Origin of the sequence: Halomonas sp. 3H, from assembly GCF_024206005.1 — a bacterium.
GTDB classification, from domain to species: Bacteria; Pseudomonadota; Gammaproteobacteria; order Pseudomonadales; family Halomonadaceae; genus Halomonas; species Halomonas campaniensis.
Genome location: NZ_CP100360.1, coordinates 2479729 through 2506260 on the forward strand (window position 1 = coordinate 2479729; position 26532 = coordinate 2506260).

At 70.2% G+C, this 26532-nt stretch carries 22 protein-coding genes; 4 read left to right on the forward strand and 18 right to left on the reverse strand.

Going from position 1 to position 26532, the window contains the following annotated elements; all coding sequences use genetic code 11:
- Nucleotides 1-34 precede the first annotated feature (34 nt).
- From msbA to NFC98_RS11550, 4 genes are read right to left on the reverse strand one after another with little or no spacing between them, the layout of a single operon-like run.
- The gene (msbA, locus tag NFC98_RS11535; protein WP_254275124.1) at nucleotides 35-1795 is read right to left on the reverse strand and encodes a lipid A export permease/ATP-binding protein MsbA; all 1761 of its coding nucleotides are present in this window, start codon (nucleotides 1793-1795) and stop codon (nucleotides 35-37) included.
- Nucleotides 1792-2214, reverse strand: coding sequence for a biopolymer transporter ExbD (locus NFC98_RS11540; protein WP_254275125.1), 423 nt, complete (start codon nucleotides 2212-2214; stop codon nucleotides 1792-1794). Before NFC98_RS11540 ends, msbA begins: the two co-directional genes overlap by 4 nt.
- A complete protein-coding gene (locus NFC98_RS11545) occupies nucleotides 2211-2897 on the reverse strand; it encodes a MotA/TolQ/ExbB proton channel family protein (protein WP_254275126.1) in 687 nt (228 codons plus the stop codon). The genes NFC98_RS11540 and NFC98_RS11545 overlap by 4 nt, the downstream gene beginning before the upstream one ends.
- Nucleotides 2898-2935: 38 nt before the next feature.
- Nucleotides 2936-5230: a DNA internalization-related competence protein ComEC/Rec2 gene (locus NFC98_RS11550; protein ID WP_254275127.1), complete on the reverse strand. Its 2295-nt coding sequence runs from the start codon at nucleotides 5228-5230 to the stop codon at nucleotides 2936-2938.
- 136 nt (nucleotides 5231-5366) lie between these two features.
- On the opposite strand from NFC98_RS11550, the gene NFC98_RS11555 reads away from it, so the two are divergent.
- Nucleotides 5367-5906 (forward strand): DUF2062 domain-containing protein, encoded by a 540-nt coding sequence (locus tag NFC98_RS11555; protein WP_254275128.1) that lies wholly within the window; start codon nucleotides 5367-5369, stop codon nucleotides 5904-5906.
- Between the two features lie 64 nt (nucleotides 5907-5970).
- Here the strand turns inward: NFC98_RS11555 and NFC98_RS11560 are convergent, their stop codons facing one another.
- From NFC98_RS11560 to NFC98_RS11575, 4 genes are all read right to left on the reverse strand, one after another.
- Nucleotides 5971-6717: an ABC transporter ATP-binding protein gene (locus tag NFC98_RS11560; RefSeq protein ID WP_254275129.1), complete on the reverse strand. Its 747-nt coding sequence runs from the start codon at nucleotides 6715-6717 to the stop codon at nucleotides 5971-5973.
- A gap of 7 nt (nucleotides 6718-6724) precedes the next feature.
- Nucleotides 6725-7966, reverse strand: coding sequence for a lipoprotein-releasing ABC transporter permease subunit (locus tag NFC98_RS11565; RefSeq protein ID WP_254275130.1), 1242 nt, complete (start codon nucleotides 7964-7966; stop codon nucleotides 6725-6727).
- Between the two features lie 97 nt (nucleotides 7967-8063).
- The gene (locus NFC98_RS11570; RefSeq protein WP_254275131.1) at nucleotides 8064-10325 is read right to left on the reverse strand and encodes an EAL domain-containing protein; all 2262 of its coding nucleotides are present in this window, start codon (nucleotides 10323-10325) and stop codon (nucleotides 8064-8066) included.
- Complete coding sequence (locus tag NFC98_RS11575; RefSeq protein ID WP_254275132.1) at nucleotides 10322-11143, reverse strand: hypothetical protein; 822 nt, start codon at nucleotides 11141-11143, stop codon at nucleotides 10322-10324. Before NFC98_RS11575 ends, NFC98_RS11570 begins: the two co-directional genes overlap by 4 nt.
- A 165-nt stretch (nucleotides 11144-11308) precedes the next feature.
- Between NFC98_RS11575 and NFC98_RS11580 the strand changes: the two genes are divergently transcribed.
- Nucleotides 11309-12364 carry an agmatine/peptidylarginine deiminase gene (locus NFC98_RS11580; RefSeq protein WP_254275133.1) on the forward strand — a complete coding sequence of 352 codons (1056 nt, stop codon included), beginning with the start codon at nucleotides 11309-11311 and terminating at the stop codon, nucleotides 12362-12364.
- Nucleotides 12365-12508: 144 nt separating this feature from the next.
- Nucleotides 12509-13411 (forward strand): carbon-nitrogen hydrolase, encoded by a 903-nt coding sequence (locus NFC98_RS11585; RefSeq protein ID WP_254275134.1) that lies wholly within the window; start codon nucleotides 12509-12511, stop codon nucleotides 13409-13411.
- A gap of 197 nt (nucleotides 13412-13608) precedes the next feature.
- Here NFC98_RS11585 and NFC98_RS11590 read toward each other — a convergent pair whose 3' ends face one another.
- The 4 genes from NFC98_RS11590 to NFC98_RS11605 all read right to left on the reverse strand — a co-directional run bounded on the left by NFC98_RS11590 (nucleotide 13609) and on the right by NFC98_RS11605 (nucleotide 19079).
- On the reverse strand, nucleotides 13609-14556 hold the full coding sequence (locus NFC98_RS11590) for a Nudix family hydrolase (protein ID WP_254277833.1): 948 nt from the start codon (nucleotides 14554-14556) through the stop codon (nucleotides 13609-13611).
- A gap of 82 nt (nucleotides 14557-14638) precedes the next feature.
- Nucleotides 14639-15868, reverse strand: a complete 1230-nt coding sequence (gene argJ, locus NFC98_RS11595) for a bifunctional glutamate N-acetyltransferase/amino-acid acetyltransferase ArgJ (protein ID WP_254275135.1) — start codon at nucleotides 15866-15868, stop codon at nucleotides 14639-14641.
- A gap of 35 nt (nucleotides 15869-15903) precedes the next feature.
- Complete coding sequence (gene secA, locus NFC98_RS11600) at nucleotides 15904-18636, reverse strand: preprotein translocase subunit SecA (RefSeq protein WP_254275136.1); 2733 nt, start codon at nucleotides 18634-18636, stop codon at nucleotides 15904-15906.
- Nucleotides 18637-18707: 71 nt separating this feature from the next.
- Complete coding sequence (locus NFC98_RS11605) at nucleotides 18708-19079, reverse strand: hypothetical protein (protein ID WP_254275137.1); 372 nt, start codon at nucleotides 19077-19079, stop codon at nucleotides 18708-18710.
- A 142-nt stretch (nucleotides 19080-19221) separates the two neighbouring features.
- Between NFC98_RS11605 and NFC98_RS11610 the strand changes: the two genes are divergently transcribed.
- Nucleotides 19222-19644, forward strand: coding sequence for a DUF721 domain-containing protein (locus tag NFC98_RS11610; RefSeq protein WP_254275138.1), 423 nt, complete (start codon nucleotides 19222-19224; stop codon nucleotides 19642-19644).
- 66 nt (nucleotides 19645-19710) lie between these two features.
- Here the strand turns inward: NFC98_RS11610 and lpxC are convergent, their stop codons facing one another.
- The 6 genes from lpxC to murC all read right to left on the reverse strand — a co-directional run bounded on the left by lpxC (nucleotide 19711) and on the right by murC (nucleotide 26494).
- A complete protein-coding gene (lpxC, locus tag NFC98_RS11615) occupies nucleotides 19711-20622 on the reverse strand; it encodes a UDP-3-O-acyl-N-acetylglucosamine deacetylase (RefSeq protein ID WP_254275139.1) in 912 nt (303 codons plus the stop codon).
- 112 nt (nucleotides 20623-20734) lie between these two features.
- Entirely contained in the window at nucleotides 20735-21910 is a 1176-nt protein-coding gene (gene ftsZ / locus NFC98_RS11620; protein ID WP_183330117.1) for a cell division protein FtsZ, read from the reverse strand.
- A gap of 35 nt (nucleotides 21911-21945) precedes the next feature.
- Nucleotides 21946-23238, reverse strand: a complete 1293-nt coding sequence (ftsA, locus tag NFC98_RS11625; RefSeq protein WP_183330115.1) for a cell division protein FtsA — start codon at nucleotides 23236-23238, stop codon at nucleotides 21946-21948.
- 195 nt (nucleotides 23239-23433) lie between these two features.
- Entirely contained in the window at nucleotides 23434-24159 is a 726-nt protein-coding gene (locus tag NFC98_RS11630; protein ID WP_254275140.1) for a cell division protein FtsQ/DivIB, read from the reverse strand.
- The gene (locus NFC98_RS11635) at nucleotides 24156-25085 is read right to left on the reverse strand and encodes a D-alanine--D-alanine ligase (protein WP_254275141.1); all 930 of its coding nucleotides are present in this window, start codon (nucleotides 25083-25085) and stop codon (nucleotides 24156-24158) included. Before NFC98_RS11635 ends, NFC98_RS11630 begins: the two co-directional genes overlap by 4 nt.
- Nucleotides 25082-26494, reverse strand: a complete 1413-nt coding sequence (gene murC / locus NFC98_RS11640; RefSeq protein ID WP_254277834.1) for a UDP-N-acetylmuramate--L-alanine ligase — start codon at nucleotides 26492-26494, stop codon at nucleotides 25082-25084. The genes NFC98_RS11635 and murC overlap by 4 nt, the downstream gene beginning before the upstream one ends.
- Nucleotides 26495-26532: the final 38 nt, after the last annotated feature.

The following is a 26532-nucleotide window of genomic DNA, read 5'->3' on the forward strand; positions in this document are numbered from 1 at the left end:
CGAGACGTCATCGGCCAGCGTTCACACATGCCGCTCATGTCACCGGAGCCTCCTGGAACTGCAGGCGATGCAGGGCCGCATAGGCCCCGTCGCGGTCGATCAGCTCGGCGTGGCTGCCCTGCTCGACGATCTCGCCCTGCTCCATCACCAGGATGCGGTCGGCGCGCTCGATGGTCGACAGGCGATGGGCGATCACGAAGGTGGTCCGCCCTCGGCACACCTCCTCCAGGGCCGCCTGGATATGGCGCTCGGATTCGGTATCCAGCGCCGAGGTGGCCTCGTCGAGGATCAGCAGCGGGGCATCCTTGAAGATCGCGCGGGCGATGGCCAGGCGCTGGCGCTGGCCGCCGGAAAGCATCACCCCGTTGTCGCCGACCACGGTGGCGTAGCCCCCGGGCAGGCGGTCGATGAACTCGTGGGCATGGGCCGCCCGGGCGGCGGCCTCGATGGCGGCGGGGTCGGCATCGGGCTCCCCGTAGGCGATGTTGTCGGCGATGCTGGCGTTGAACAGGGTCACCTGCTGCGAGACCAGGGCGATCTGGCGACGCAGCGGGGCCAGGCGGTACTCCTCCACGGGCACGCCGTCGATCAGCAGGCGGCCGGCGGTGGGCCGGTAGAAACGCGGCAGCAGGCCCATCAGGGTCGACTTGCCGCTGCCCGAACGGCCGACGATAGCCACCATCTCCCCCGGCGCCACCTCGAGGTCGATCCCCTTGAGCACCTCGGGCTGGCCCTCGCCATAGGCGAAGCGCACGCCCTCCAGGATCACCCGCCCCGCGAGCCGGCCCGGCTCGCGGGCGCCCTCGTCGCGCTCGGGCGGCTCGTCGAGCAGGCCGAACAGCTCGGCGGCCGCGGCGATGCCCTTCTGGATCTCGCTGTTGATCTCGGTCAGCTGGCGGACCGGCTTGGCCATCAGCGAGGCGGCGGTCACGAAGCCGACGAACTCGCCGGGGGTCATGTCGGCCATCAGCGCGGGCGACATGGCCAGCCACACCAGCACGGCCAGGGAGAGCGCCACCAGCAGCTGGATCACCGGGGTGCTGATGGCCTTGGTCAGCGCCTCCTTCATGCTCTGCTGGCGGTTGTAGTCACTGGCCGCGGCGAAGCGCGCCTTCTCGAAGGCCTCGGCCCCATGGGTACGCACCACCCGATAGCCGGAGAGGGCCTCCGAGGCCACATGGGTGACGTCACCCATGGAGGCCTGGATGCGGCTCGAGATACGCCGGAACCGCTTGCTGGCATAGCTGACCACGCCGCCGATCAGCGGGGTCACCGCCAGGAACAGCAGCGTCAGCATCCAGTTGGTCCACAGCAGGTAGCTCACCAGGCCGATGACGAAGAGGCCTTCCCGCAGCAGGATGGTGATCGCCTTGGTGGCCGCGCCGGTGACCTGCTCCACGTGGTAGGTGACCCGCGAGATCAGGTGGCCGCTGGAGTGGGTGTCGAAGAAGCGACCCGGCAGGTGCAGCATGTGGTTGAACACGTTGCAGCGCAGCGCATGGACCACGTTGCGGGCCACGTTGCTCATGTAGTAGGTGCCGAGGAAGGTGCCGAGGCCGCGGGCGGCGAACATGCCGACCACGAACAGCGGCAGGAACAGCCGGAAGCTGGCATCGGGGTTCTGGATGCCATCGATCAGCCGCTTCATCATCTCCGCCAGGGCGGTGCTCGAGGCGGCATAGATGGCATAGCCGAGGATGGCCAGGGCAAAGGAGCGCCAGTGCGGTCGCACGTAGCCCAGCAGCTGCCGGTAGAGCGTCCAGCCCGAATGGTGTGGGGTCCCGTCCTGGTTCACGGTGTCTCCGCTTGAGTGGATGAAGCCTCGGTGGTGGCGATGCGCACCTGGCGGATGCCCTGCAGGCCGGCCTGGTCGAGGGCGCGCACCACGTCGGCGTGGCGTGCCCGGGCGTCGGCCTCCACCACCAGGCCGTGCTCCCGGGCCTGCTCGGCCTCGGCGGCCAGGGCGTCACCGAGGGCGTCGGCGGAGAGGTCGCGCTCGCCGAGCCGGTAGCGACCCTCGGCGGTGATCACCAGGGTCACCGGCGATGCCTCCGCGGCCAGCCCGCTGGCGCTCTCGGGAAGCTCCAGCTCCAGGGCCTGGCGGGTCTCGAAGGTGGTCGAGACCATGAAGAAGATCAGCAGCAGGAAGACCACGTCGATCAGCGGCGTGAGGTTCACCTCCACCGGATCGCGTCGGGTGCGAGGCAACCTCACGGCTGCCGCACCCGGGGCGCGATGCGCCCGTCGGCCTCCTGGCGCTCGGCCTCATGGCGCTCCGCCAGGGTCAGCTCACCCGGATAGTGGGCCAGGAACTCCACCACCTGCCCGGCCTGCTCCTCCATACGCACGGTGATGTCCTCCACCCGACGCTGGAAGTAGCGATGGAACATCAGCGCCGGGATCGCCACGGTGAGGCCCGCCGCCGTGGTGACCAGGGCGCGGGAGATGCCGCCGGCCAGGTCGGCGGTGCGGCTGGCCCCGTCGCCCGAGACGATCACCGAGAACACCTCGATCATCCCCACCACGGTGCCCAGCAGGCCGATTAGCGGGGCAATGGCGGCGATGGTGCCCAGCGGGCTGAGGAAGCGCTCCATGTCGTGGATCACCGCGGTGCCGGCCTCCTGCAGCCGCGCCCTCACCTGCTCATGGCCCAGCCGGGCATTGCGCAGCCCCGCGGCCAGCACGCCGCCCAGCGGCGAATGGCTCTCGAGCCAGTAGAGGTTCACCTGGCCTCGGGCCACCAGCGAGCAGACCTCCTGCCCCAGCCCCATGGGAGCGATGCGCCCGGCGCGCAGGGTCCACAGCCGTTCGATGATGATCACCGTGGCCAGCAGCGAGCAGCCGAGCAGCGGCAGCATCAGCCAGCCCCCGGCGATCAGGGCCTCCATCATGTCCATGCGCTTCCCCCTGCAGATGCCCGGTCTCTCGAGCCCGGTTACTCGGAAGATTCTAACGCAAGGCAGCCCCCTTCGACACCGCCGTGCCGCCAGGGTAGCGGATGCTCCCCCCGCACCCTCGCCGTCTGGCCATCCCCCAGCCACAGGGTGACGGCGCCGTCATGGGCGGTGCTCCACAGGCAGCTGCCGACGCCACGGAAGCGCCGCACCACGCCGTCATCCGGGTGGCCGAAGGGATTGTGACGCCCCGCGCTGAAGACCACGTGCTGCGGCGCCAGGCGCTGGACAAGCTGCGGCCCGGAGCTGGTGCGGCTGCCGTGGTGGCCGGCCACCAGCGCCGCCAGCGGCGCCTCGGCCTCGAGCAGGAAGGCGCGTTCCACCTCGCGCCCGACGTCGCCGGTGACCAGCAGCCGCTGGCCGCCGGCACTGGCCTCGAGCACGCAGGAGCGGTCGTTGCTGGATAGGCCGGCGGTGTCGGCCGGCGGCCACAGGAAGCGAAAGCGCACCCCGTCGCGCTCCCAGGCGTCACCCGCCCGGCAGGGCGTGAAGGCCACGTCAAGCGTCTCGCCGGGGGGCGCCAGGACGTCTCCGACCCGGTGCCGGTCGACCAGCGCCCCTACCCCGCCGGCATGGTCCAGATCAGCGTGACTGACGATCACCCGGTCGAACCGCTGGCCGGGCGGCCAGAGGGTCTCGAGGGGCGTGAAGCCAGAGCCGAAGCGCGGCCCGGCGTCATAGAGCGCCCGGTAGCCGGCGGTACGCAGCTCGATCAGCTGCCCCTGGCCAACGTCATGGATCCGCACCCGCAGCTCGCCGGGCGCCAGCTCGGGCGGGGGCGTGGTGATCGCCGGCACCGCCAGCAGCACCAGGGAACCGACCAGGCGCAGCGCCAGGGCCAGTCCCGGCAGGGCCCAGAGCAGCGCCATGAGCCCCAGCGCCAGGGCCAGCGGCGTCACCTGGTCGGGGGACGGCAGCCATAGCGGCAGCCACTCGACCGCCAGCTCGAGCAGCCCGGTCAGGAGCTCGACCAGGCGACCGAACAGCCACCAGCAGAGCGTCGAGAGCGGCGCCAGCGGGGCGCTCAGCCAGCCCAGCAGGCCGAGCGGCACCATCAGGCTGCTCACCAGCGGCACGGCCAGGAGGTTCACCAGCGGCGCCGCCGGGGCCAGCCGGGCAAAGGCGACGAGCACTGCGGCGGCCATCAGCGGGGCCAGCAGCAGCTGGGTGCGCACCAGGGCCCTAAGCCAGCCGCGCAGACCGCGCGGTCGGGGCCTGCCCTGCCAGATCAGGATCAGCAGCGCCACCGCCAGGAAGGAGAGCCATAGCCCCGGCCGCCAGGCCGAACGGGGATCGACCAGCAGCACCAGGGCCAGCGCCAGCCACCAACCCTGCCAGGGCCCCGGCGCATGCCGGCCGCTGGCCACCCAGAGCCCCACCAGGGTCATGATCATGGCGCGCATGGCCGGTGGTTCGAGCCCGGCCAGGCCGGCATAGGCCACCGCAGCCGCCCCGGCGAGCCACCAGGGCCAGACCGCCAGCCGCCATCGCCCCGGCGTCGCCAGTCGCGCGGCGCCGCGCCCCAGCAGCAGCACGAAGGTCGCCACCAGCCCCACGTGGAGCCCCGAAATCACCATCAGGTGCGTGGTACCGCTGGCATTGAGCAGCGCCCAGTCGTCGGGGGTCAGGCGCTCGCTTGCCCCGAGGGTCAGGGCCGCCAGCCAGCGGGCGTGGCGCGGTGGAAGGTCGCGGGTATCGAGATGGGCCAGCGCCGGGCGGCGCAGGGAGACCCCCGGCGGCGCCAGCCGCCGTGGCGGCGGATCGCGCCGCACGTAGCCGGCGGCCTGGATCCCCTCCCGCCAGAGCCAGGCACGGTAATCGAAGGTGTCGGGGTTGGCCAGGCCGGACGGCGGGCGCAGGCGCACGACCAGAGACCAGCGCTCGCCGGGCTGCATCGCCGGCGCCTCGTAGGCGCTCAGCCGAACCCGCCGCAGGGCGTCGCAGGGCAGCCGGCCCTCGACCAGTGGGGCACAGCTCTCGACGGCCAGGGTCAGGCGGGTGAGGCGCGCCTCCGGCGACACCTCGAGCAGCCGTCCCTCCACGGCCAGGTCCTCGCGCACCAGTCCCGCGGGGAGGTCCGCGCCCTTTGCCAGCAGCACCACGACGGCCACCGCGGCCATGGCCCCCAGCGGCAGCAGCCAGAGCCACCGTCGCCCGGCCATTGCCCACAGCACGGCGAGGCCGAGTCCCTCCCCCAGGCCCGGCGGGGCTTGGCTCCCCAGCGCCACGCCGAACAGCACGGCCAGCGCCAGGGGAATGGCCAGTCCAAGCGGCATTCCGTTGCTCCCGGATGGTGCTCCGCCCCGCCCCGGTGACCGCGGCGACAGCGCGATTCCGTGGAAGCGGCGGCATGGCAGGTGACATGGCTTGTATGGATAATAGCCCCCATCACGATGCCGCGAGCCAGACGTCATGCCGCGCCGCTTCCTCCAGCGCTACATGCCCCACCCCGACACGCTCAGGCGCCAGCGCTCGCTGCGTTTCATGGGTCACCTGATCGGCAATCCCGCCCTGTGGGTCCTGTCGCGCCGCAGCGTGGCCAACGCCTTCTCGGTGGGGCTGTTCAGCGCCATGCTGCCGATCCCCTTCCAGATGGTGGTGGCGGCCTTCGGCGCCTGGCTGGCCCGCTGCAACCTGCCGCTCTCGGTGGGCCTGGTGTGGATCACCAACCCGCTGACCATGCCGATCATCTTCTACGGCAACTATCGCCTCGGCGCCTGGCTGATGGACACCCCTGCCCGGGAGGCCCCGGAGCGCCTGTCCACCCGCTGGATCGCCGAGCAGATGGCCGACATCCTGCCGGCCCTGGCGGTGGGCTCGGTGGTCACTGCCGTACTGCTGGCGATCGTCGGCAACGTGGTGATCCGCCTGCTGTGGCGCTGGCAGGTCTCGCGGAGCTGGAAGCAGCGTGCCCGGCGACGCCGCCGGCGCCGGGGCCGAGAGGCACCCTGAGCGACAACGCACGCGGCCGGTGCCCGAGGGCACCGGCCGCGTTCCTTGCAGGGTACGTCGCGCCTCAGCGCTCGCTCGCCGCCTCGCGAGGCTGGGCGGCGAGCCGGCCCTCGTCGAGGCGCATCACCCGGTCCTGGTGGGCCGCCAGTGCGGGGTCGTGGGTCACCACCACGAAGGCGCAGGCGGCGTTGCGGGCCAGGTCGTCCATCAGCGCGAGGATGCTGGCCGCGGTGTGCTGGTCCAGGTTGCCGGTGGGCTCATCCATCAGCACCAGGCTCGGGTCGGTGACCAGGGCGCGGGCGATGGCCACCCGCTGGCGCTCTCCCCCCGAGAGCTCGCCGGGCTTGTGGTCGGCGCGCGCCGCCATGCCGACCTTGTCCAGCAGTTCGCGGGCCCGCACCTCGGCGGCCTTCTTGCTCAGCCCGCGCACGATCAGCGGCAGGGCCGCATTCTCCAGCGCGGTGAACTCGGCCAGCAGGTGGTGGAACTGGTAGACGAAGCCGATATGGCGATTGCGGAAGCGTCCCAGCGCCGCCTCGCCCAGCGCCAGCAGCGACTCGCCGGCGATCCTCACCTCGCCCCGGCTGGGCCGGTCGAGCCCGCCCAGCAGGTTGAGCAGCGTGGTCTTGCCGGAGCCGGAGCTGCCGACGATGGCCACCCGCTCCCCGGCATGCACCTTCAGCGCCAGGCCGTCGAGCACGGTGATGTCCTGGGGCCCCTCGCGGTAGATCCGGGTCAGGTCGTGGCACTCCAGCATCGGCTGGCCGGCGGTGCGCTCCATCGGGCGCTCCTCGTTGCGTGTCGTGTCCATGCTCGGCTCACTCATAGCGCAGCACCTCGGCCGGCTGGACGCGCGCCGCGCGCCAGGCGGGGTAGAGGGTCGACAGGAAGGTCAGGCCCAGCGCGGCCGTGACGATGTCGCGCACATCCGTCCAGTCGAGCCGCGAGGGCAGGTTGCTGATGAAGTAGACCCCGGCATCGAGGAACTGGATGCCGAACAGGCTCTCGACCCCGTCGATGATGTCGGAGATGGTCAGGGCCAGCAGCACGCCCAGCCCCACCCCGACCAGGATGCCGATCACCCCGATGGCCAGCCCCTGGACGATGAAGATGCCCATGATCGACCGCGGCGTGGCCCCGATGGTGCGCAGGATGGCGATATCGGCATGCTTGTCGGTGACCACCATCACCAGGGTCGAGACGATGTTGAAGGCGGCCACGGCGATGATCACCGTGAGCAGCAGCGCGATCATGCGCTTCTCCATCTGGATCGCCTGGAAGAGGTTGCCGTGGGAGAAGGTCCAGTCGACGCCGCGATAGCCGGGGCCCAGCTCGTCGATGATCGCTCGGGTCTCGCTGCCGGCCATGAAGAGGTCGTCGAGTTCCAGGCGCAGGCCGCCCACGGCATCGCCCAGGCGCGCCAGGGTCTGCATGTCCTCGATATTGGCATAGGCCAGGCCGGCGTCGAGGTCGGCGCCGACGTTGAAGATACCGCTCACCGTGAAGCGTTTCAGGCGCGGGAAGACCCCGGCGGGGGTGATCGAGGCCTCGGGGACCAGCAGGGTCACCCGGTCGCCCACGTCGACCCCGAGCCGTCGGGCCAGGATCGAGCCGAGCACGATGTTCCATTCGCCGGGTTCCAGGTCGGCCAGGCTGCCCTGCTGCATGTGGCGACCGATGATCGAGACGCGATCCTCCCACTCCGGGTGGATGCCGTTGACCATGGCGCCCTGGTTGCGCCCGCCCACCGAGAACATGCCCTGCTGCTCCACGTAGGGCGCCGCGCCGATGACCCGCTCGCGCTCCATCAGGCGTTCGGCCAGCGACTCCCACTCCACCATGCCGGTGCGCGACTCCACCTTGGCGTGGGGCACCATGCCCAGGATCCGCGTGCGCAGCTCGTGGTCGAAGCCGTTCATCACGGAGAGCACGAGGATCAGCACGGCCACGCCCAGCATGAGGCCCAGCATGGAGGTCAGGGAGATGAAGGAGATGAAGTGGTTGCGGCGCTTGGCGCGCACATAGCGCAACCCGATCAGGAAGGGCAGTCGGTCGAGCATGGTGGCGTTCCTTGTCGGCGGGCGCCCATGGTAAGGCTTTTCGTGCGCCGCTGCATCGGGGTGGCCGCGCCTTGCCGCGGATTTGCACCCTGGCGACTCAGGCCAGGGGTGACGTGCGCAGCGGCCTCGGCGCCGGCATGCCGATGCAGGCCCCCTGGGCATGGTCGATGCCCAGCTCGCGCACCAGGGCCAGCACCTCGGGGCTGTGGACGAACTCGGCCACCGTCTGCAGGCCCAGCTCCCGGGCGAAACGCACGATGCCCCGGGTCAGGGTCAGGGCGCCCGGGTCGCGGTCCAGATGGCGGATCAGGCTACCGTCGATCTTCAGCAGGTCGACGTCCAGGCGCAGCAGGTGCTCGAAGTTGGCGTAGCCGGTGCCGAAGTCATCGATGGCGATGCCCACGCCCAGCGCCCGGGCCCGGGCGATGACGGCGCCGACCGCCGCATAGTCCTCGATGCCCTCCGACTCGAGGAGTTCGAGGATCAGCAGCTCGCCGAGGCCGCTCTCGGCCACCCGGGCGAGCAGCGGTTCGCTGATCTCGGGGTCCAGCAGATCCTCGACGGAGAGGTTGAGGGAGAAGGCCCCGTCGCTGTCGCGCATGGCCTCAAGGCAGCGCTCGACCATGGTCAGCGTCAACCGCCGGTGCAGCCGGCTGCGCCGGGCTACCTCCAGGAACTGGCCGGGGCCCACCGGCTCGCCGGCCTCATCGATCAGGCGCATCAGGCACTCGTGCTTGGCGACTCGGCCGCTGGCCAGGTCGAGGATCGGCTGGAAGTAGGCGACGATCCGCCCCTCCTCCAGGGCCGCCGTCAGCCGGTTGGCCCAGGCCAGGTTCTGCTCGTAGCCCTCGCGCATGCGACTCGCGGGGTCGTGGATCCGATAGCCCAGCTGCTGCTCCCGCGCCTGGCGCAGTGCCATGCCGGCGGCGCTGAGCAGCCCCTCGCGCCCCCCCTCCCCCAGTTGCCAGCTGGCGGCCAGCCCCAGGGTGGCATGCAGCGGCAGCTCCTGGCCCCGCCAGATGAGCCGGGTGCTCCCCACTGCCGACTGGAGCGCCTGCAGGCGCTCCGGCAGCGCTTCCGGCGGGAGGCGCCCCGGCAGCCAGATCGCCTGCTCGTCGGCGGGCATGCGGTAGAGCCGGCTGCCGCGCCACTCGGGCAGCGCCAGCAGCGCCTCGAGCCGGGCGACCATGTGGCGGATCACCTGGTCGCCGCACTCGTGGCCGAACACCCCGTTGAACTGCTTGAAGCCATCGACGTTGACCAGCACCAGCGCCCCCGGACGCTGCTCCTCGAGGTCGGCCAGCAGCCGGGCCCGGTTGGGCAGGCCGGTGAGCGGATCGGTATAGAGGGTACGCAGCCGGCGCAGCATGCCGGCCACGCGCAGCAGGATCACCACCGCCAGCAGCAACACGCCCGCGCCGACGGCGGACATGATGCGCAGGTTGGCCTGGCGCATGGGCACCAGCACCGCGTCGATCTCGGCCTGGGGCACGCCGATGCCGAACACCATGCCGGCTCGGGTATTGGCATGCAGCAGCGTCCAGGCCTCGCCCTCCAGGGCCAGGGAGCGTCGCGCCTGCGCGTCCGTGCCGTCGCGATGCAGCTCCAGGTCGATGATCGCCTCGATCAGCGGCTGGGCACGGGCCTGGTCCTCCGCCCAGGCCAGGCTCGAGAGGTTGCGGTTCTCGCGGTCCACCAGGAAGGCGAAGGCGCTCGGGGTCACGTCCACGTCGCTGACCAGGCCGATGATGTCACCGGCCACCCAGTCGCTGGCCGCCATGCCCAGCAGGCGCCCCTCGGCGTCGATCATCGGGACACCGACGCTGACCACCACGTCGTCGATGCGCGACTTGAAGTAGGCGGCGGTCCAGTGAATGGCCGGAGCGCCCTCCCGCCAGGCGTCCAGGCGACGCCGCAGCCAGTCCGCCTCGCTCCAGCCGGCCTCCAGCGGCTCGACGCGCAGCGTCTCGCCCTCCCGCCAGGCATGCACGCCCAGCGTCAATGACGGGTCGGTGAGCCACAGGGTCACCCCCTGGGCATCGGGAAAGTCGACCAGCGCCTGGCGCAGGGCCGCCTCGACGGCCTCGCGCCCGCCGTCCAGTGCCACCAGTAACTCGCCGGTCCGCGCCAGGTCCCGGGTGTTCTGCTCCATGCGCCGGTGGTGGTCATCGATGCGCCCCCGATTGGCCTGGAAGGTCTCGAGGATCTGGCGCTCGCGCAGTTCGGCCAGGGAGGACTCGGCGATGCGCAGGTTGAGGCTGGATAGCAGCCACATGCCGCCGAGGAAGAGCGCCACCAGCAGGGCCAACAGCAGCATGATGACGTGGCGCCCGGCCAGCCCGGCGCCGGGAGGCCTCATGGCGAGGCCTCGAGATCATCGCCGTCGGCCGCCTCGGCGAGGGCCTCGAGGCGGGTGGCCGCTCGCTCGTCGCCGTTGTCCGCGGCGCGCCGGAACCAGCGTATTGCCGACGCGGTGTCGCCATCGAGTTCCTCCAGGCTACCCATGTGATGCTGGGCCCGGGCATCGCCCTGCTCGGCGGGACCGGCGCACGCCTCACGCGCCTGCTGGAAATTGCGGATGGTGAAGTAGAGGTAGCAGTCGTTGGCCTGGCGGCGGTCCACCGCCTGCTCGACATCGGCCTCCTCCGCGACTCGCGGGGCCGGTGCCGACTCGGCGGGCGGGGGCGTCGGGGCGGCCATGGCGGTCGACGCCTCTCGCTCCCTGACCCGCGCGAAGAAGGCGTTGACGTCGGCCGGGCAGGAGTAGAGGTAGCCGCGACGGTAGCGGTCCAGGTGCTCCCGCGTGGCCGGCCGTTCGCGGTAGCGCTTGGCCACCTCGGCACAGCGCCGGTCCCGCTCGCGGGAGAGCGTGACCAGCTGGTCGGCGTAGCGGGGATCGTCGCCGTGGGCCTCGAGGAAGCGGGTCAGCGGGTCGATCCAGGGCTGGGCCAGCAGCGCCTCCACCTCGGCCTCCTGCTCTGCCTCGTCGAGGGGCTCGTCCTCCGGCCCGCCGGCGAGGCGGGCCAGCCGCTGCCCCTGGGTGCTGATCACCTCGCCCGAGCGGGACAGCCACTCGCTGGAAGTGGAGAGGACATCCTGGCCATCCGGCAGCCCGGCGCAACCGGCCAGCAGCAGGCTGCAGGCGGCAACAAGCGACAAGGGAGTGAGGGGGCGCATGCAGCTCCTTAGCGACCGGGGAGTCGGTCGGCGGTCCCACAAGGATACCATTGCCACCGGAACGGAAAAGCACCCCGTGGCGAGCGGAGCAGACCGGCTATTGCATCCCGTGCCGTTGCCCCCTACATTCGCGACCACACCCATGCCACCACGAGGCCCCGCACGATGGCCATCCGCCTGCTCCCCGAATGGCATCCCCAGGACGCCGTCCAGCTCACCTGGCCCGGCCCCGAGAGCGACTGGGCCCCCATGCTCGAGCGCATCGAGGCTACCCTCGAGGCCATGGTGGTCGCCATCACCCGCTACCAGGCGGTGCTGGTCAGCGTCCCCGACACCGCTACCCGCACCCACCTGGCCGGCCGCTTCGCCCACCTGGGCGTGCCCGGCGAGCGGCTGCATCTGGTGGTGGCACCGGCCGATGACACCTGGGCCCGCGACCACGGCCCGCTGGCCGTGGAGGAGAACGGCGCGCTGCGCCTGCATGACTACGTCTTCACCGGCTGGGGCGGCAAGTTTCCCGCCGGCCGGGACAACACCCTGACTCGTCGCCTGGCGGAGGCCGGCCTCTATGCCTGCCCGGTGAGCGAGCGCGGCCTGGTGCTGGAGGGCGGCGCCATCGAGAGCGACGGCGAGGGCACCCTGCTGACCACCGAGGCGTGCCTGCTCAACCCCAACCGCAATCCCGGCCTGGACCGCCAGGCGGTGGAGGACTGGCTGCACGAGGACTTCGGGGTCACCCGGGTGCTGTGGCTGGCCCACGGCCACCTGGAAGGCGACGACACCGACAGCCATGTGGACACCCTGGCGCGCTTCTGCGACCCGGGCACCATCGCCTTTGTGCGCTGCGACGACCCGCATGACCCGCACTTCCCGGCGCTCTCCGCCATGGAGGCCGAGCTCCGGACGCTGCGCCGCATCGACGGCGAGCCCTACCGGCTGGTGCCGCTGCCCTGGCCGAGGCCCTGCCTCGACCCGGTGGACGGCCACCGCCTGCCGGCCACCTATGCCAACTTCCTGATCATCAACGGCGCCGTGCTGGTGCCCACCTACGGCGACGCCGCCGACACCCGGGCGCTCACCGCCCTGGCCGGCGCCTTCCCGGGGCGCGATATCATCCCCATCGACTGCCTGAGCGTGATCCGCCAGCACGGCAGCCTGCACTGCCTGACCATGCAGCTGCCTGAGGGCAGCCTGGCCATCGAGAAGACGGCCGCCACCTGAAGCAAGAGGCGCCGGGGACAGGTCGTCGCGGGGGTCCTTTTCCAGGGAAGGAAAAGGTAGCGTACAGGGAAGTATTCACAGCGCCCCCGCCGAGACCTGTCGCCGGACCCGCCTCCGAGAAGAGACACACGAGGAGATTTCATCATGTCCCGCCATCTGAAGGTCGGCCTGGTCCAGCAGCCCGCCTGGCCCGACAAGGCCCGCAGCCTCGCCGAGAGCGAGGCCGGCATCCGCGAGCTGGCCGCCGCCGGCGCCGAGCTGGTCATGCTCCAGGAGCTGCATGCCACCCACTACTTCTGCCAGTACGAGGACACCGAGCTGTTCGACCTGGCCGAGCCCCTGGACGGCCCCACCGGCACGCGCCTGGCGGCGCTGGCCGCGGAGCTCGACATCGTGCTGGTGGGCTCGCTGTTCGAACGTCGCGCGCCGGGCCTCTACCACAACACCGCGGTAGTCTACGACCGCCAGCTTGGCGCGGTGGGCCACTACCGCAAGATGCACATCCCCGACGATCCCGGCTTCTACGAGAAGTTCTACTTCACCCCCGGGGATGCCGACGAGGCCCGCGGCCAGGGCTTTGCGCCCATCGACACCTCGGTGGGCCGGCTCGGGCTGCTGGTGTGCTGGGACCAGTGGTATCCTGAGGGGGCGCGGCTGATGGCGCTGGCCGGGGCGGAGCTGCTGCTCTACCCCACCGCCATCGGCTGGGACCCGGCGGACGACGATGCCGAGAAGACGCGCCAGAAGGACGCCTGGACGCTGATCCAGCGCAGCCATGGCGTGGCCAACGGGCTGCCGGTCATCGTCGCCAACCGGGTCGGCCACGAGCCGGACCACTCCGGCGTGGGCCGCGGCATCGACTTCTGGGGCGGCAGCTTCATCTGCGGCCCCCAGGGGGAGCTGCTGGCCCACGCCGGGGTCCAGGCCGAACGCCTGCTGGTGACCCTGGACATGGACCGCGGCGAGCAGGTCCGGCGCATCTGGCCGTACCTCCGGGACCGCCGCATCGACGCCTACGGGGATCTCACGCGGCGCTATCGGGACTGACAGCGCCTAGCGCCTAGCGCCTAGCGCCTAGCGCCTAGCGCCTAGCGCCTAGCGCCTAGCAGGATGATGTCATCGGCATTTCTGGTATCAACGAAGAAACCCCGTCAGTTCATTAGCACTGACGGGGTTTCTGTTTATCAGCCTCGACACTTCCCGCCCGTCATTGAGCAGCTAGGCGCCGGGCGCTCGGCGCTGATCTACTTCCAGAAATCGCGGATCGAGGCGATCCCCTGGGCGCCCACGGCACGGGCATGATTGGCATCGAAGCGGGTCATCCCGCCCAGCGCGAAGACCGGCATGGCGGCTCGCTCGACCAGCTCCTGGAAGTCATGCCAGCCCATGGGCGGCACCTCCGGGTGCGACGGGGTGGTGCGCAGCGGCGAGAGGGTCACGAAATCACAGCCCAGGCGGCCGGCCTGCACCAGCTGGGCCCGGTCGTGGGTCGAGGCGGAGAGCCACTTGCCCTCGGCGATGGGCCGGCGCTCCAGCGACATCAGCCGGTCGCTGGTCAGGTGGATGCCGTCGGCCTCTACCCGCTCCAGCAGCGCAGGCTCGCCGTTGAGCAGCAGGCGCGCGCCATGCTGCCGACACAGCGCCAGCGAGGCCTCCGCCCGGGCGACATACGCCGCCTCGTCCAGCGACTTGGCACGCAGCTGCACCAGGCGCACACCATCCTCCACCAGGGCACGCTCCAGGCGCTGGGCGAACAGGCCCTCATCCGCTTCCTCGGCAGTGATCAGGTACTCGGTGGGCAGCATCACCGCTCTCAGGATCGGCAGGTTGGCCGCCGGGAACGGGTAGTTGACCAGCTCCTTCATCGGCACCCAGCGCACCGCCTGCCCCTCGCGGCCGAAGGGCTCGCCGGAGAAGTCGTGGACCTGCCAGACATCAAGCAGGATGTGCTTGTCGGGATACTCGTGATGGATGCGGATCAGCGGCTGGGCGCGCTGGATCTCCACGCCCAGCTCCTCGTGGAGCTCGCGCTTGAGGCCGCCCAGGCCCGTCTCGTAGGGGGCCAGCTTGCCCCCGGGAAACTCCCACAGGCCGCCGTGATCGACATTGGACGGCCGGCGCGCGATAAGCACCTCGCGGCCGTCGGCGCTGATGATGGCGGCGGCCGCCACGTGCACCCTTCTCTTCACCATTGCGTTCATTCACCTTTCCCACTGGCCCGCGCCCGACGGCGCGGGGTTCTCTGTCTGGCGATGGGCGGCCTCCGCCACCCGATCAGCTGCGATAGTCGGCGTTGATGGTCACGTACTCGTGGGAGAGGTCCGAGGTCCACACCGTGGCACTCTCCTCGCCCCGCGCCAGGTCGATGCGGATGACGATCTCCTCGCGAGCCATCACGGCGCTGCCCGCCTCCTCGGTATAGCCGGGCGCCCGGCCGCCCCCTTCCACCAGGCGAACCTCACCGAGGTCGATGGTCACCCGGGACACATCGAAGTCCGCCACCGGGGCACGCCCCACCGCGGCCAGGATGCGCCCCCAGTTGGCGTCCGAGGCGTACAGGGCGGTCTTGACCAGCGGCGAGTGGGCCACGGTGAAGGCCACGTCCAGCGCCTCGCGGCGACTGGCCGCCGCGTTGACCTGCAGGGTGACGAACTTGGTCGCCCCCTCGCCGTCGCGGATGATCGCCTGGGCCAGCTCGGTCATCACCCGCTGCAGCCCGTTGCGGAACACCGTCAGGGACTCCTCCCCGGCGATGACCGGCCCGCGGCCGGTGCTGATCAGCATGCAGGCGTCGTTGGTGGAGGTGTCGCCGTCCACCGTGATGCAGTTGAAGGAGCGGTCGACGGTCTCGCGCAGCAGGGCGTCGAGCACCCCCTGCTCGATAGTGGCATCGGTGGCCACGAACGCCAGCATGGTGGCCATGTTGGGCTGGATCATCCCCGAGCCCTTGCTGATGCCGTTGATGGTCACGGTCTCGTCGCCCAGGGTCAGGGTCACGCTGGCGCCCTTGGGGCGGGTATCGGTGGTCAGGATGCCCTCGCCGGCCAGCCGCCACGCCTCGGGGCCGTCGTCCAGGGCCTGGAGTGCCGCCGGCAGGCCGGCGACCAGCCGGTCCATGGGCAGCGGCTCGCCGATGACGCCGGTGGAGAACGGCAGCACGGCATGCTCCCCCACCCCGGCCAGCCGCGCCAGCTCGGCACAGGTGGCCCGGGCGTCACGCAGGCCCACCTCGCCGGTGCCGGCGTTGGCATTGCCGGTATTGACTACCAGGTAGCGCGCCCCCTCGCCCCGGGCCACGCAGGCCGCCTGGTGCTCGCGGGCCACCGTCACCGGGGCCGCGCAGAAGGCGTTGCGGGTGAAGCTGCCCGCCACCCTGGCACCCTCGGGTATCTCGATCACCACCAGGTCGCGCCGGCCGGGCTTCTTGATGCCGGCCATGGCGGAGCCCAGGCGCAGCCCCTCGATCACCGGCATCGCCGGAAAGCTCGCGTCACCCACTGCCATCGTCTCGTCTCCTGTCTGGTTGGCGTGCGCCGTGTTCAGCTCAGCTTGCCGCAGCACTGCTTGTACTTCTTGCCGGAGCCGCAGGGGCAGGGATCATTGCGCCCCACCTTGGGCCCCTCGCGGCGCACCGGCCGGCCATCGGCGCCGGGCGGTACCGCCGCCTCGTTGCCGGTGTCGCCGACGGCCGCCGCGGGCTCGTCGTGGCGGCTCGCCGCGCTGGCCTTCTCGCGCTCCAGCGCCTCGCGCCGCTGGCGCTCGAGCTCCTCGACCTCCTCGGGACGCCGCACCTGCACATGGCTCAGGATGCGGGTCACATCGGACTTGATGTTGGCCAGCAGGCTCTGGAAGAGCTCGAAGGACTCGCGCTTGTACTCCTGCTTGGGGTTCTTCTGGGCATAGCCGCGCAGGTGGATGCCGCGCCGCAGGTGGTCCATGGACTGCAGGTGCTCCTTCCAGCGAGTGTCGAGCACCTGCAGCATCACCTGCTTCTCGAAGCGGCGCATCAGCTCGGCACCGGCCTCCTCCACCTTGGCCTGGTAAGTCTCGCGGTGCATCGCCTGAAGGCGCTCACGCAGCTGCTCCTCGTGGAAGCGCTCGTCCTCCTCGGCCCACTGCACCACCGGCGCCTCCAGGTGGAACTCGGCCTTGAGGTGGTCCTGCAGCCCCGCGAGGTCCCACTGCTCGGGCAGGCTCTGGGGGGGCACGTAGTCGCTGATGGCCAGGTCGAGGACCTCCTCGCGGATGCCCATCACGGCGTCGGAGACGTCCTCGGCAGCGAGGATCTCGTTGCGCTGCTCGTAGATCACCCGCCGCTGGTCGTTGGCCACGTCGTCGTACTCGAGCAGCTGCTTGCGGATGTCGAAGTTGCGGCTCTCGACCTTCTTCTGGGCCCGCTCCACGGCGTTGGAGACCATCTTGTGCTCGATCGCCTCGCCGTGCTCCAGGCCCAGCGCCTTCATCATGCGCTGCACCCGGTCGGAGCCGAACAGCCGCATCAGGCTGTCCTCCAGCGACAGGAAGAAGCGCGTCGAGCCCGGGTCCCCCTGGCGGCCGGCCCGGCCGCGCAGCTGGTTGTCGATGCGCCGCGACTCGTGACGCTCGGAGCCGACCACGTGCAGGCCCCCGGCGGCCAGCACCGCCTCGTGGCGCGCCTGCCACTCGGCCTTGAGGCGCTCGATCTGCTCGGGGCCGGGGTTGTCCAGCTTGGCCGCCTCGGCCTCCCAGTTGCCGCCCAGCACGATGTCGGTACCGCGGCCGGCCATGTTGGTGGCGATGGTGATCGCCCCGGGGCGACCGGCCTGGGCGATGATCTCCGCCTCGCTCTGGTGCTGCTTGGCGTTGAGCACGTTGAAGGTCATCCCGGCCCGCTTCATCAGGTTGGCCAGGTACTCCGAGGTCTCGATGGACGCGGTCCCCACCAGCACCGGGCGTCCGGCCTCGGTCTCGGCCTGGACGTCCTTGATGATCGCCTCGAACTTCTCCTCGGCGGTGAGGTAGACCAGGTCGTTGAGGTCACGGCGGACCAGCGGCTTGTTGGTGGGGATCACCACCACGTCGAGGCCGTAGATCTGGCGGAACTCGAAGGCCTCGGTGTCGGCGGTGCCGGTCATCCCGGCCAGCTTGTCGTAGAGGCGGAAGTAGTTCTGGAAGGTGGTCGAAGCCAGGGTCTGGCTCTCGCGCTGGACCGTCACGCCCTCCTTGGCCTCCACCGCCTGGTGGAGCCCCTCGGACCAGCGGCGACCCGGCATGGTGCGGCCGGTGTGCTCGTCGACGATCACCACCTGGCCGTCGGCGACGATGTAGTCCACGTCCCGATGGTAGAGGTGGCGGGCGCGCAGCGCGGAGTGCATGTGGTGCAGCAGGTTGAGGTTCTGGGCCGCGTAGAGGGACTCCTCGTCGCCCAGCAGCCCCTCGCCGCGCATCAGCTCCTCGACCTTGTTGTGGCCGGTCTCGGTGATCTCTACCTGCTTGTGCTTCTCGTCAAGCAGGAAGTCACCGCTGGCCGGATCCTCCTCGTCGCTGCACCTCTCGAGATCGGCGGCGAGGCGGTCCACCACCCGGTAGAGCTCGGTGTTCTCGTCCACGGCCCCGGAGATGATCAGCGGGGTGCGCGCCTCGTCGATCAGGATCGAGTCCACCTCGTCGACGATGGCGTAGTGGAGCCCGCGCTGCACCTTGTCCTCCAGGGAGAAGGCCATGTTGTCGCGCAGGTAGTCGAAGCCGAACTCGTTGTTGGTGCCGTAGGTGATGTCGCAGGCGTAGGCCGCGCGCTTCTCCTCGGAGGTCTGGCCGGAGAAGATGATGCCCACCGAGAGCCCGAGGAACTCGTACAGGGGACGCATCCACTCGGCGTCGCGACGGGCCAGGTAGTCGTTGACCGTGACCACGTGGACACCCTTGCCCGGCAGGGCATTGAGGTAGACGGCGAGCGTCGCCACCAGGGTCTTGCCCTCGCCGGTCTTCATCTCGGCGATGCGGCCATTGTGCAGCGTCATGCCGCCGACCATCTGCACGTCGAAGTGGCGCATGCCCATCACCCGCTTGCCGGCCTCGCGGACGGTGGCGAAGGCCTCGGGAAGCAGGCCGTCGAGGGGCTCACCGGCCTCCAGGCGGCCGCGGAAGTCGGCGGTGCGCGCCTGCAGGGTAGCGTCGTCCAGCGCCTCGAGCTCGCTCTCCAGCGCCGTGACCCGGTCGACCTGGCGGCCCATGCGCTTGACTTCACGGTCGTTCTTGGAGCCGACGACCTTGCGTAACAGGGAGTTGATCATGAAAGGTCCAGTTTCTGCGTGTGGCATCGTGCCGGCGCCCGCGGCGGCCGGCCGTTCAGTTCGGGGATGGCTCAGCGTGCCCACGCAGGGGGGCCACGACGCGTAAGCACGTCGTGGGCGGCCGTGGCCCGCCGCTGCGGCCACGGCAGGAAGGGAAGGCGCGCGGGGGGCGCCAGGCGGACGGGCTCGACAGGCCAGCGCACCAGGGCGCGCCGGCGTGCCTGGAGGCGCGAGCTCGCGCGGATGAGCGCCGGGGCAAGAATGCAGATCTGCACGATCCGCTCGGCATGGCGCAGCCCATCGGCGTGGGCCAGGCCGGCCGGCAGCAGGCAACCCACCAGCAGCCCGGCCAGCCACCAGCGCGCCGGCCGGCGCGGCGTCGAGCGCTGCGACGGGGCACCGGGCGCATCGGCCAGCGGGCGGTCGAGGGGGGCACAGGGCATGGCTGTCGAGGGACTCCCGAGCGTGCTAGGCTTTCGATCCAGAAGGCAAGGCCCATGCCGGCTCCGGCCGAGCCGAATCCAGGCGAAAGCCCCGAGAAACAAGCCAATGAGTATAAAGGTTAAGCGCGCGCGAGCCCAGTCCATGTCCCGACTCCTAGAGGGTCGCGGCGAGCTCGGGTCGCTGATGCGCACGGCCAGGATGATCGAGCGCGCCCAGCAGCACCTGCGCGACCACCTGCCCGTGGAGGTGCGCGAGCACCTCCACGTGGGCGGCTTCCGTGACGGGCGACTCACCCTGATCACCGACCGGGCCGTATGGCTGACCTGGCTGCGCTACGAGCAGCGTCGGCTGCTCGGCCTGCTGCACCAGTTGCCCGGCTTCGAGGCAGTCAACGGCTTCCAGTTCAAGGTGCGCCCGGTGCGCCCGGTCAAGGCGCCCCTGCGCCAGGTGCGCGACCTCCCCCTGCACGCCGCCGACGAGCTGGCCAGCTGTGCCGCCGACGTGGAGGATCCGCGGCTGAAGCGCGCGCTGGAGCGCCTCGCCTCCCATGCCGAGCGCCACTGAGCCCTGACACGACGACGCCGCCCCGTGCCGGGGGCGGCGTCGTCGATGCCTGGCTCGAGGACGGCGTCAGGCCATGGCCGGCGCCGCATAGGAGATCGGGGCGATCTCGGCCTCGTCCTCGAAGGTGACCAGCTCGAAGGCCTCGGGCTGGGCCATCAAGGCACGACACAGCTGGTTGTTGAGCGCATGGCCGGACTTCACGCCACGGAACTCGCCGATCAGGCTGTGGCCGAGCTGGTAGAGGTCGCCGATGGCGTCCAGCACCTTGTGCTTGACGAACTCGTCGTCGTAGCGCAGCCCGCCCTCATTGACGATGCGGTAGTCGTCCACCACGATCGCGTTGTCGAGGCTGCCGCCCAGGGCCAGGTTGTTGGAGCGCAGGTACTCCAGGTCCCGCATGAAGCCGAAGGTGCGCGCCCGCGAAACCTCCTTGACGAAGGAGGTCGTGGAGAAGTCCACCACCGCGGTCTGCTTCTGGTCCTCGAAGACCGGGTGGTCGAAGTCGATGGCGAAGGAGACCTTGAAGCCCCGATGCGGCAGGAAGATCGCCTCCTTGTCGCCGTCGCGCACCACGACCTCGCGCTTGATGCGAATGAACTTCTTCGGGGCATTCTGCTCGCTGATGCCGGCCGACTGGATCAGGAACACGAAGGGGCCGGCACTGCCGTCCATGATCGGCACCTCGGGGGCGCTCAGGTCGACATAGGCATTGTCGATGCCCAGGCCGGCGAGGGCCGACATCAGGTGCTCGACGGTGGCAACCTTGGCCCCGTCGCGGGTCAGCGCGGTGCACAGGGTCGTGTCGGTGACGTACTCGGCACGGGCCGGAATCTGCACCTCGGGATCGAGATCGGTACGCACGAAGACGATGCCGGTATCCACGGGGGCCGGGCGCAGGGTCATGTAGACCTTCTTGCCGGAGTGCAGGCCGACGCCAGTGGCGCGGATGACGTTCTTCAGGGTGCGTTGTCTGATCATGAGCGGTGGCCAGGCTGTTTATCGGTTATCAAACACCGTTCACTATAACACCGAACGAGTGTTTCAACAAAGAAACCTCGCCCGGCGTGACCTACTGGCTCGATAGCACGCCTCAATCGGCCTGACGGCGCAGGAAGGCCGGGATGTCGAGGTAGTCGTCGAGCTCCTGGGAGCGGCGCTTCTCGGCTCGGGGCTTGGCGGCTTCCTCCGGCTCGGCGGCGGCGCGGGCGGCCTGCTGGCGCATGGCCGGCTGCGCCTGGCGCTGGCGGTAGTCGCTGCCGCCCTCGGCGCGCTTCACACCCTCGCGGGCGGCCGACTTCTGCTGCTGACGGCCGTCGAGGCCCGCGGCCACCACGGTGACCCGCAGCTCGTCGGTCATCTCCATGTCGATGGAGGTACCGACCACGATGGTGGCGTCCTGGGAGGCGAACTCCTGGACGGTGGCGCCCACGTCGTTGAATTCGCCGATGGAGAGGTCGGGGCCCGCGGTGATGTTGACCAGGATGCCCCGGGCGCCGTGGAGGTCGATGTCCTCCAGCAGCGGACTGCGGATCGCCTTCTCGGCGGCCTCCCGGGCCCGGTTCTCGCCGGTGGCACCGCCGGTGCCCATCATCGCCATGCCCATCTCGGACATCACGGTGCGCACGTCGGCGAAGTCGACGTTGATGATGCCCGGGCTGGTGATCAGCTCGGCGATCCCCTGCACCGCCCCCAGCAGCACGTCGTTGGCGGCGCTGAAGGCGGTCAGCAGGCTGGCGCTCTTGCCGAGCACCGAGAGCAGCTTCTCGTTGGGGATGGTGATCAGGGAATCGACGTGCTCGGAGAGCTCCTTCATGCCCTCCTCGGCCGCGCGCATGCGCTTGGGCCCCTCGAAGGGGAAGGGACGGGTGACCACGGCCACGGTGAGGATGCCCAGCTCCTTGGCCACCTGGGCCACCACCGGGGCGCCCCCGGTGCCGGTGCCGCCGCCCATGCCCGCGGTGATGAACACCATGTCGGCACCGTTGAGCAGCTCGGCGATGCGCTCGCGATCCTCCATGGCGGCCTGGCGGCCCACCTCGGGATTGGCACCGGCACCGAGCCCCTTGGTGATCTCGCTGCCGAGTTGGAGCACGGTCTTGGCCGCGACTCGCTTGAGGGCCTGGGCATCGGTATTGGCGCAGATGAACTCCACGCCCTCGATGCTGCTCTCGACCATGTGGTTGACGGCGTTGCCGCCGCCGCCGCCGACGCCGATCACCTTGATGACCGCGCTGCTTGAGGGTGCGCTATCTACCAGTTCAAACATTTGCCCCGTCTCCTGGACCGCCGCTGGCGATCCTGTCAGAAATTTCCTTTCAACCAGCCCTTCAGCCTATCCAGCGCCGGGATGCCTTCCCTGAAGCCGCGCCGGGAGGCGTCTTCGCGCCTCGGCTGAACCGGCATCACGCTGCCCTGTGCCTGCTGTCGACCGTGCCCCTGCCGGGCCTCCTGCAAAGCGTAATGTAGCAAACCGACGCCGGTCGAATAAATCGGGTTGCGGACCACATCGGCCAGGCCCCTGACGTTCTGCGGGCAGGCGATGCGCACCGGCATGTGGAAGATCTCCTCGGCCAGTTCCACCACCCCCTCCATCCGCGAGGTCCCCCCGGTCAGGACCACCCCGGCGGCCACCAGGTCCTCGTAACCGCTGCGGCGCAGCTCGTCGCGGACCAGGGTGAAGAGCTCCTCGTAGCGGGGCTCGACCACCTCGGCCAGGGACTGGCGCGAGAGGTCACGGGCGGGGCGGTCGCCGACACTGGGGACCTTGATCAGCTCGTCGCTGGCGGCCAGCTGGGTGAGGGCGCAGGCATACTTGACCTTGATCTCCTCGGCATGCTGGGTCGGCGTGCGCAGGGCCATGGCGATGTCGTTGGTGACCTGGTCACCGGCGATGGGAATCACCGCCGTGTGGCGAATGGCCCCCTCGGTGAAGACCGCGATGTCGGTGGTGCCGCCACCGATGTCGACCATGCAGACGCCCAGCTCGCGTTCGTCCTCGGTGAGTACCGACATGCTCGAGGCGAGCTGCTCGAGGATGATGGCGTCGACCTCGAGACCGCAGCGGCGCACGCACTTCTCGATGTTCTGCACGGCATTGAGGGCCGCGGTCACCAGGTGCACGCGGGCCTCGAGCCTGACGCCGGACATCCCGAGGGGTTCACGGATGCCCCCCTGGGTGTCGATGGCAAACTCCTGGGGCAGCACATGCAGTACCCGCTGTCCCTCGGAGATGGCCCGGGCCCGGGCCGAATCGATGACGCGATCGATGTCGGAGGGGGTGACCTCACGCTCCTTGATCGCCACCACGCCATCGGAATTCATGGAGCTGATGTGGCTGCCGGCCACGCCGACATAGACCGAGTGGATATCACAGCCGGCCATCAACTCGGCCTCTTCCACGGCGCGCTGTATGGACTGCACCGTGGACTCGATGTTGATCACCACTCCCTTCTTCATGCCGCGGGAAGGATGCGAGCCGATACCGGCGATCTCGATGCTGCCATCGTCGGTGGGCTGACCCACGATCGCCACGACCTTGGACGTTCCGATATCCAGCCCGACTACCATATTGGACGCATTGGATGGACCTGCCATGAGTCGGGGAGTCTCCTCGAACCTGGCCCGCTTGGCGGACCTGCAAAACAAGAAATGAACCTGGAGCCAATTATAGGAACAACTTCGGTTGATCCTCCACCCCGGGAAGGAAAACACTCTTCACGATACGGTGATTTTGTCACGAAAGAAACAGGCCGATGCCCTGAGAGACGCGCCTCCCCGCGAAAAAAGGCCTCAGCCTTCTTTCGCGGAGTCATCCTCCAGGGGCTCGGTTTCTCCGTGCCAGGCCACGGCCACCCCGTTGGGGTATCGAAGGTCGATGTAGCGGATATGCGACGCCTGGGAACCGAGCTGACGCTGCCAGGCGGCGGAGAGACGAGACAGCCGGGCTTCCCGGTCGTTGCGGCCAAGCATCACCCAGACGCCATCGTCGAGCTGGAAGCGCCAGGCGCCGCGCGGCTCGAGTCGCAGCTGGGTCATCGACAGCCCCAACTCGGCGAACCGTGCGGCCAGGCGTTCATGGTAGGCCAGCACCTCGGCCCCGCTGCCCGGCGGGCCGGCGAGGTCCGGCAGGTCGCCCGGTGGCGACACCGGCCCGAAGGCGAAGGGTTCACCCTCGGGATTGAGCAGCTGGTCGTCATTCCAGCGTGCCACCGGTACCTGCTCCACCAGCTCGAAGGTCAGGGCATTGGGCCACTCGCGGCTGACGCGCACCTCGGCGAGCCAGTCGATGGCCAGGGCCTCGTCGCGCAGCCCGGCGAGGCTGACAGCCAGCCAGGTCTCGCCCTGGATCAGCGGCGCCAGCTGGCTGCGCAGGTAGTCGGCGCTGACGTGGGTCAGCTCGCCCCGGATCGACACCCGCTCGATGGGCCGGTCGAGCCACAGCCAGAGCGCCCGTCCGCCGGCCCCCACCAGCAGCGCCAGCAGCAGCACGCCCATCAGCCCCCCGCGCCGGCTCATGCCTCGCGGGGCGCCAGGGTGGTGGCGAGGATGCGCAGCACCAGGGCCTCGAAGTCGATGCCCGCATGGGCCGCCGACTGCGGGACCAGGCTGTGATCGGTCATCCCGGGGGAGGTGTTGACCTCGATCAGCCAGAAGCGACCCTCGCCGTCACGCATCACGTCGACCCGGCCCCAGCCCTCGGCGCCGATGGCCAGGAAGGCCTCGCGACTCAGCTCGGCCAGCATGGCCTCGTCGGCGGCCGGGAGGCCGCAGGGCAGGTGATAGCGGGTGTCGTTGGAGAGGTACTTGGCGTCGTAGTCGTAGAAGCCGCCCGGCACCTCGACGCGGATCGCCGGCAGCACCTCGTCGCCGAGCAGCGACACCGTGTACTCCTCCCCCTGGATGAAGCGCTCGGCCATCACCCGGGCATCAAAGCGGGCCGCCTCGCGATAGGCCGCGGCCAGCGCCTCGGCGCTGTCGACGATGCTGATGCCCAGGGTGGAGCCCTCGTGGACCGGCTTGACGATCAGCGGCAGGCCCAGGCGCTCGGCCACCGCCTGCCAGTCGGCGTCGGGGCCGAGCATGACGGACTCGGGCGTGGGCAGACCCAGCGCCTGCCAGACCAGCTTGGTGCGCTGCTTGTCCATGCCCAGCGCCGAGGCCAGCACGCCGCTGCCGGTGTAGGGGATGCCCAGCAGCTCCAGCGCCCCCTGCAGGGTGCCATCCTCGCCGCCCCGGCCGTGCAGGGCGATGAACACGCGGTCCGGCGCCAGCGCCTCGAGCCCCACCAGCCCGCCATCGGCGGGGTCATAGCCGATGGCGTCGACCCCGGCCCGCTGCAGTGCCGCCAGCACGGCGGCGCCGCTCTTCAGGGAGACCTCGCGTTCAGCGGAGTGACCGCCGTAGATCACGGCCACGCGGCCCAGGTCATTCACCAGGCTCATAGGGTCACCTCGTCGAGCTTCAGGGCCGCCTCGGCCAGGCTCAGGGCGATCCCGCCCACGTCGCCGGCGCCCTGGGTGATCAGGATGTCGTCGGGGCGCAACACCCTCGCCAGCAGTCCCGGCAGCTCGCTCTTGTGCTGGACGAAGATCGGGTCCACCTCGCCGCGCTGGCGGATCGACCCCGCCAGGGTGCGCCCCTCGGCCCCGGGGATCGGCGCCTCGCCGGCGCTGTAGACGTCCAGCAGCAGCAGGGTATCGACGCCGGCCAGCACGCGCACGAAGTCCTCGTAGAGGTCACGGGTCCGGGTGAAGCGATGGGGCTGGTAGACCATCACCAACCGCCGCTCGGGCCAGCCGGCGCGGACCGCCTGGATCACCATCTCCACCTCGCGGGGATGGTGCCCGTAGTCATCCACCAGCATCACCTCGCCGGCCCCCTGGGGGGCCGGGAAATGGCCATGCACCTGGAAGCGTCGCCCCACCCCCTGGAAGCTGGACAGACCACGCAGGATGGCGGCGTCGTCGACGCCGGCATCGCTGGCCACCGCGATGGCCGCCAGGGCATTGAGGGCGTTGTGGCGCCCGGGCATGGCCAGGCGCACCTCGAGGGGGGCCAGGCCCGCCGGGCGGCGCGCGGTGAAATGCACCTCGCCTGCGGCCTGGACGAACCCCTCGATGCGGTAGTCGGCATCCTCGCTGAAGCCGTAGGTGACGAACTGGCGATGCACCCGGTCGAGCAGTCCGCGCACGTTGGGGTCATCCAGGCAGAGGATCGCCATGCCGTAGAACGGCAGGTTGTGCAGGAACTCGAGGAAGGTCGCCTTGAGCTTCTCGAAGTCCCCCCCGTAGGTGGCCATGTGGTCCGCATCGATATTGGTGACGATGGCGACCATGGGCTGCAGGTGCAGGAAGGAGGCATCGGACTCGTCGGCCTCGGCCACCAGGTAGTCGCCCTCCCCCAGGCGCGCGTTGGTGCCGGCGCTGGTCAGCCGGCCGCCGATCACGAAGGTCGGGTCGAGGCCGCCCTCGCCGAGCAGGGTCGCGGTCAGGCTGGTGGTGGTGGTCTTGCCGTGGGTGCCGGCCACGGCAATGCCGTGGCGAAAGCGCATCAGCTCGGCGAGCATCTCGGCGCGGCGCACCACCGGCACGCGGTGCTCGTGGGCCCAGCGGATCTCGGGATTGGTCTCGTCCACCGCGGTGGAGACGACCAGCACATCGGCCCCGGCGACGTTCTCCTCGCCGTGGCCGATGGCCACCGTGATGCCGCACTGCCGCAACCGGGTGAGCACCGGCGATTCGCGCAGGTCGCTGCCGCTGACCGTGTAGCCCTGGTTGGCCAGCACCTCGGCGATGCCGCACATGCCGGCGCCGCCGACGCCCACGAAATGGATGTGCCGGATGCGGCGCATGCCCAGCCCGCGGCCGCGCCGCGCCGGGAGGGATTGGC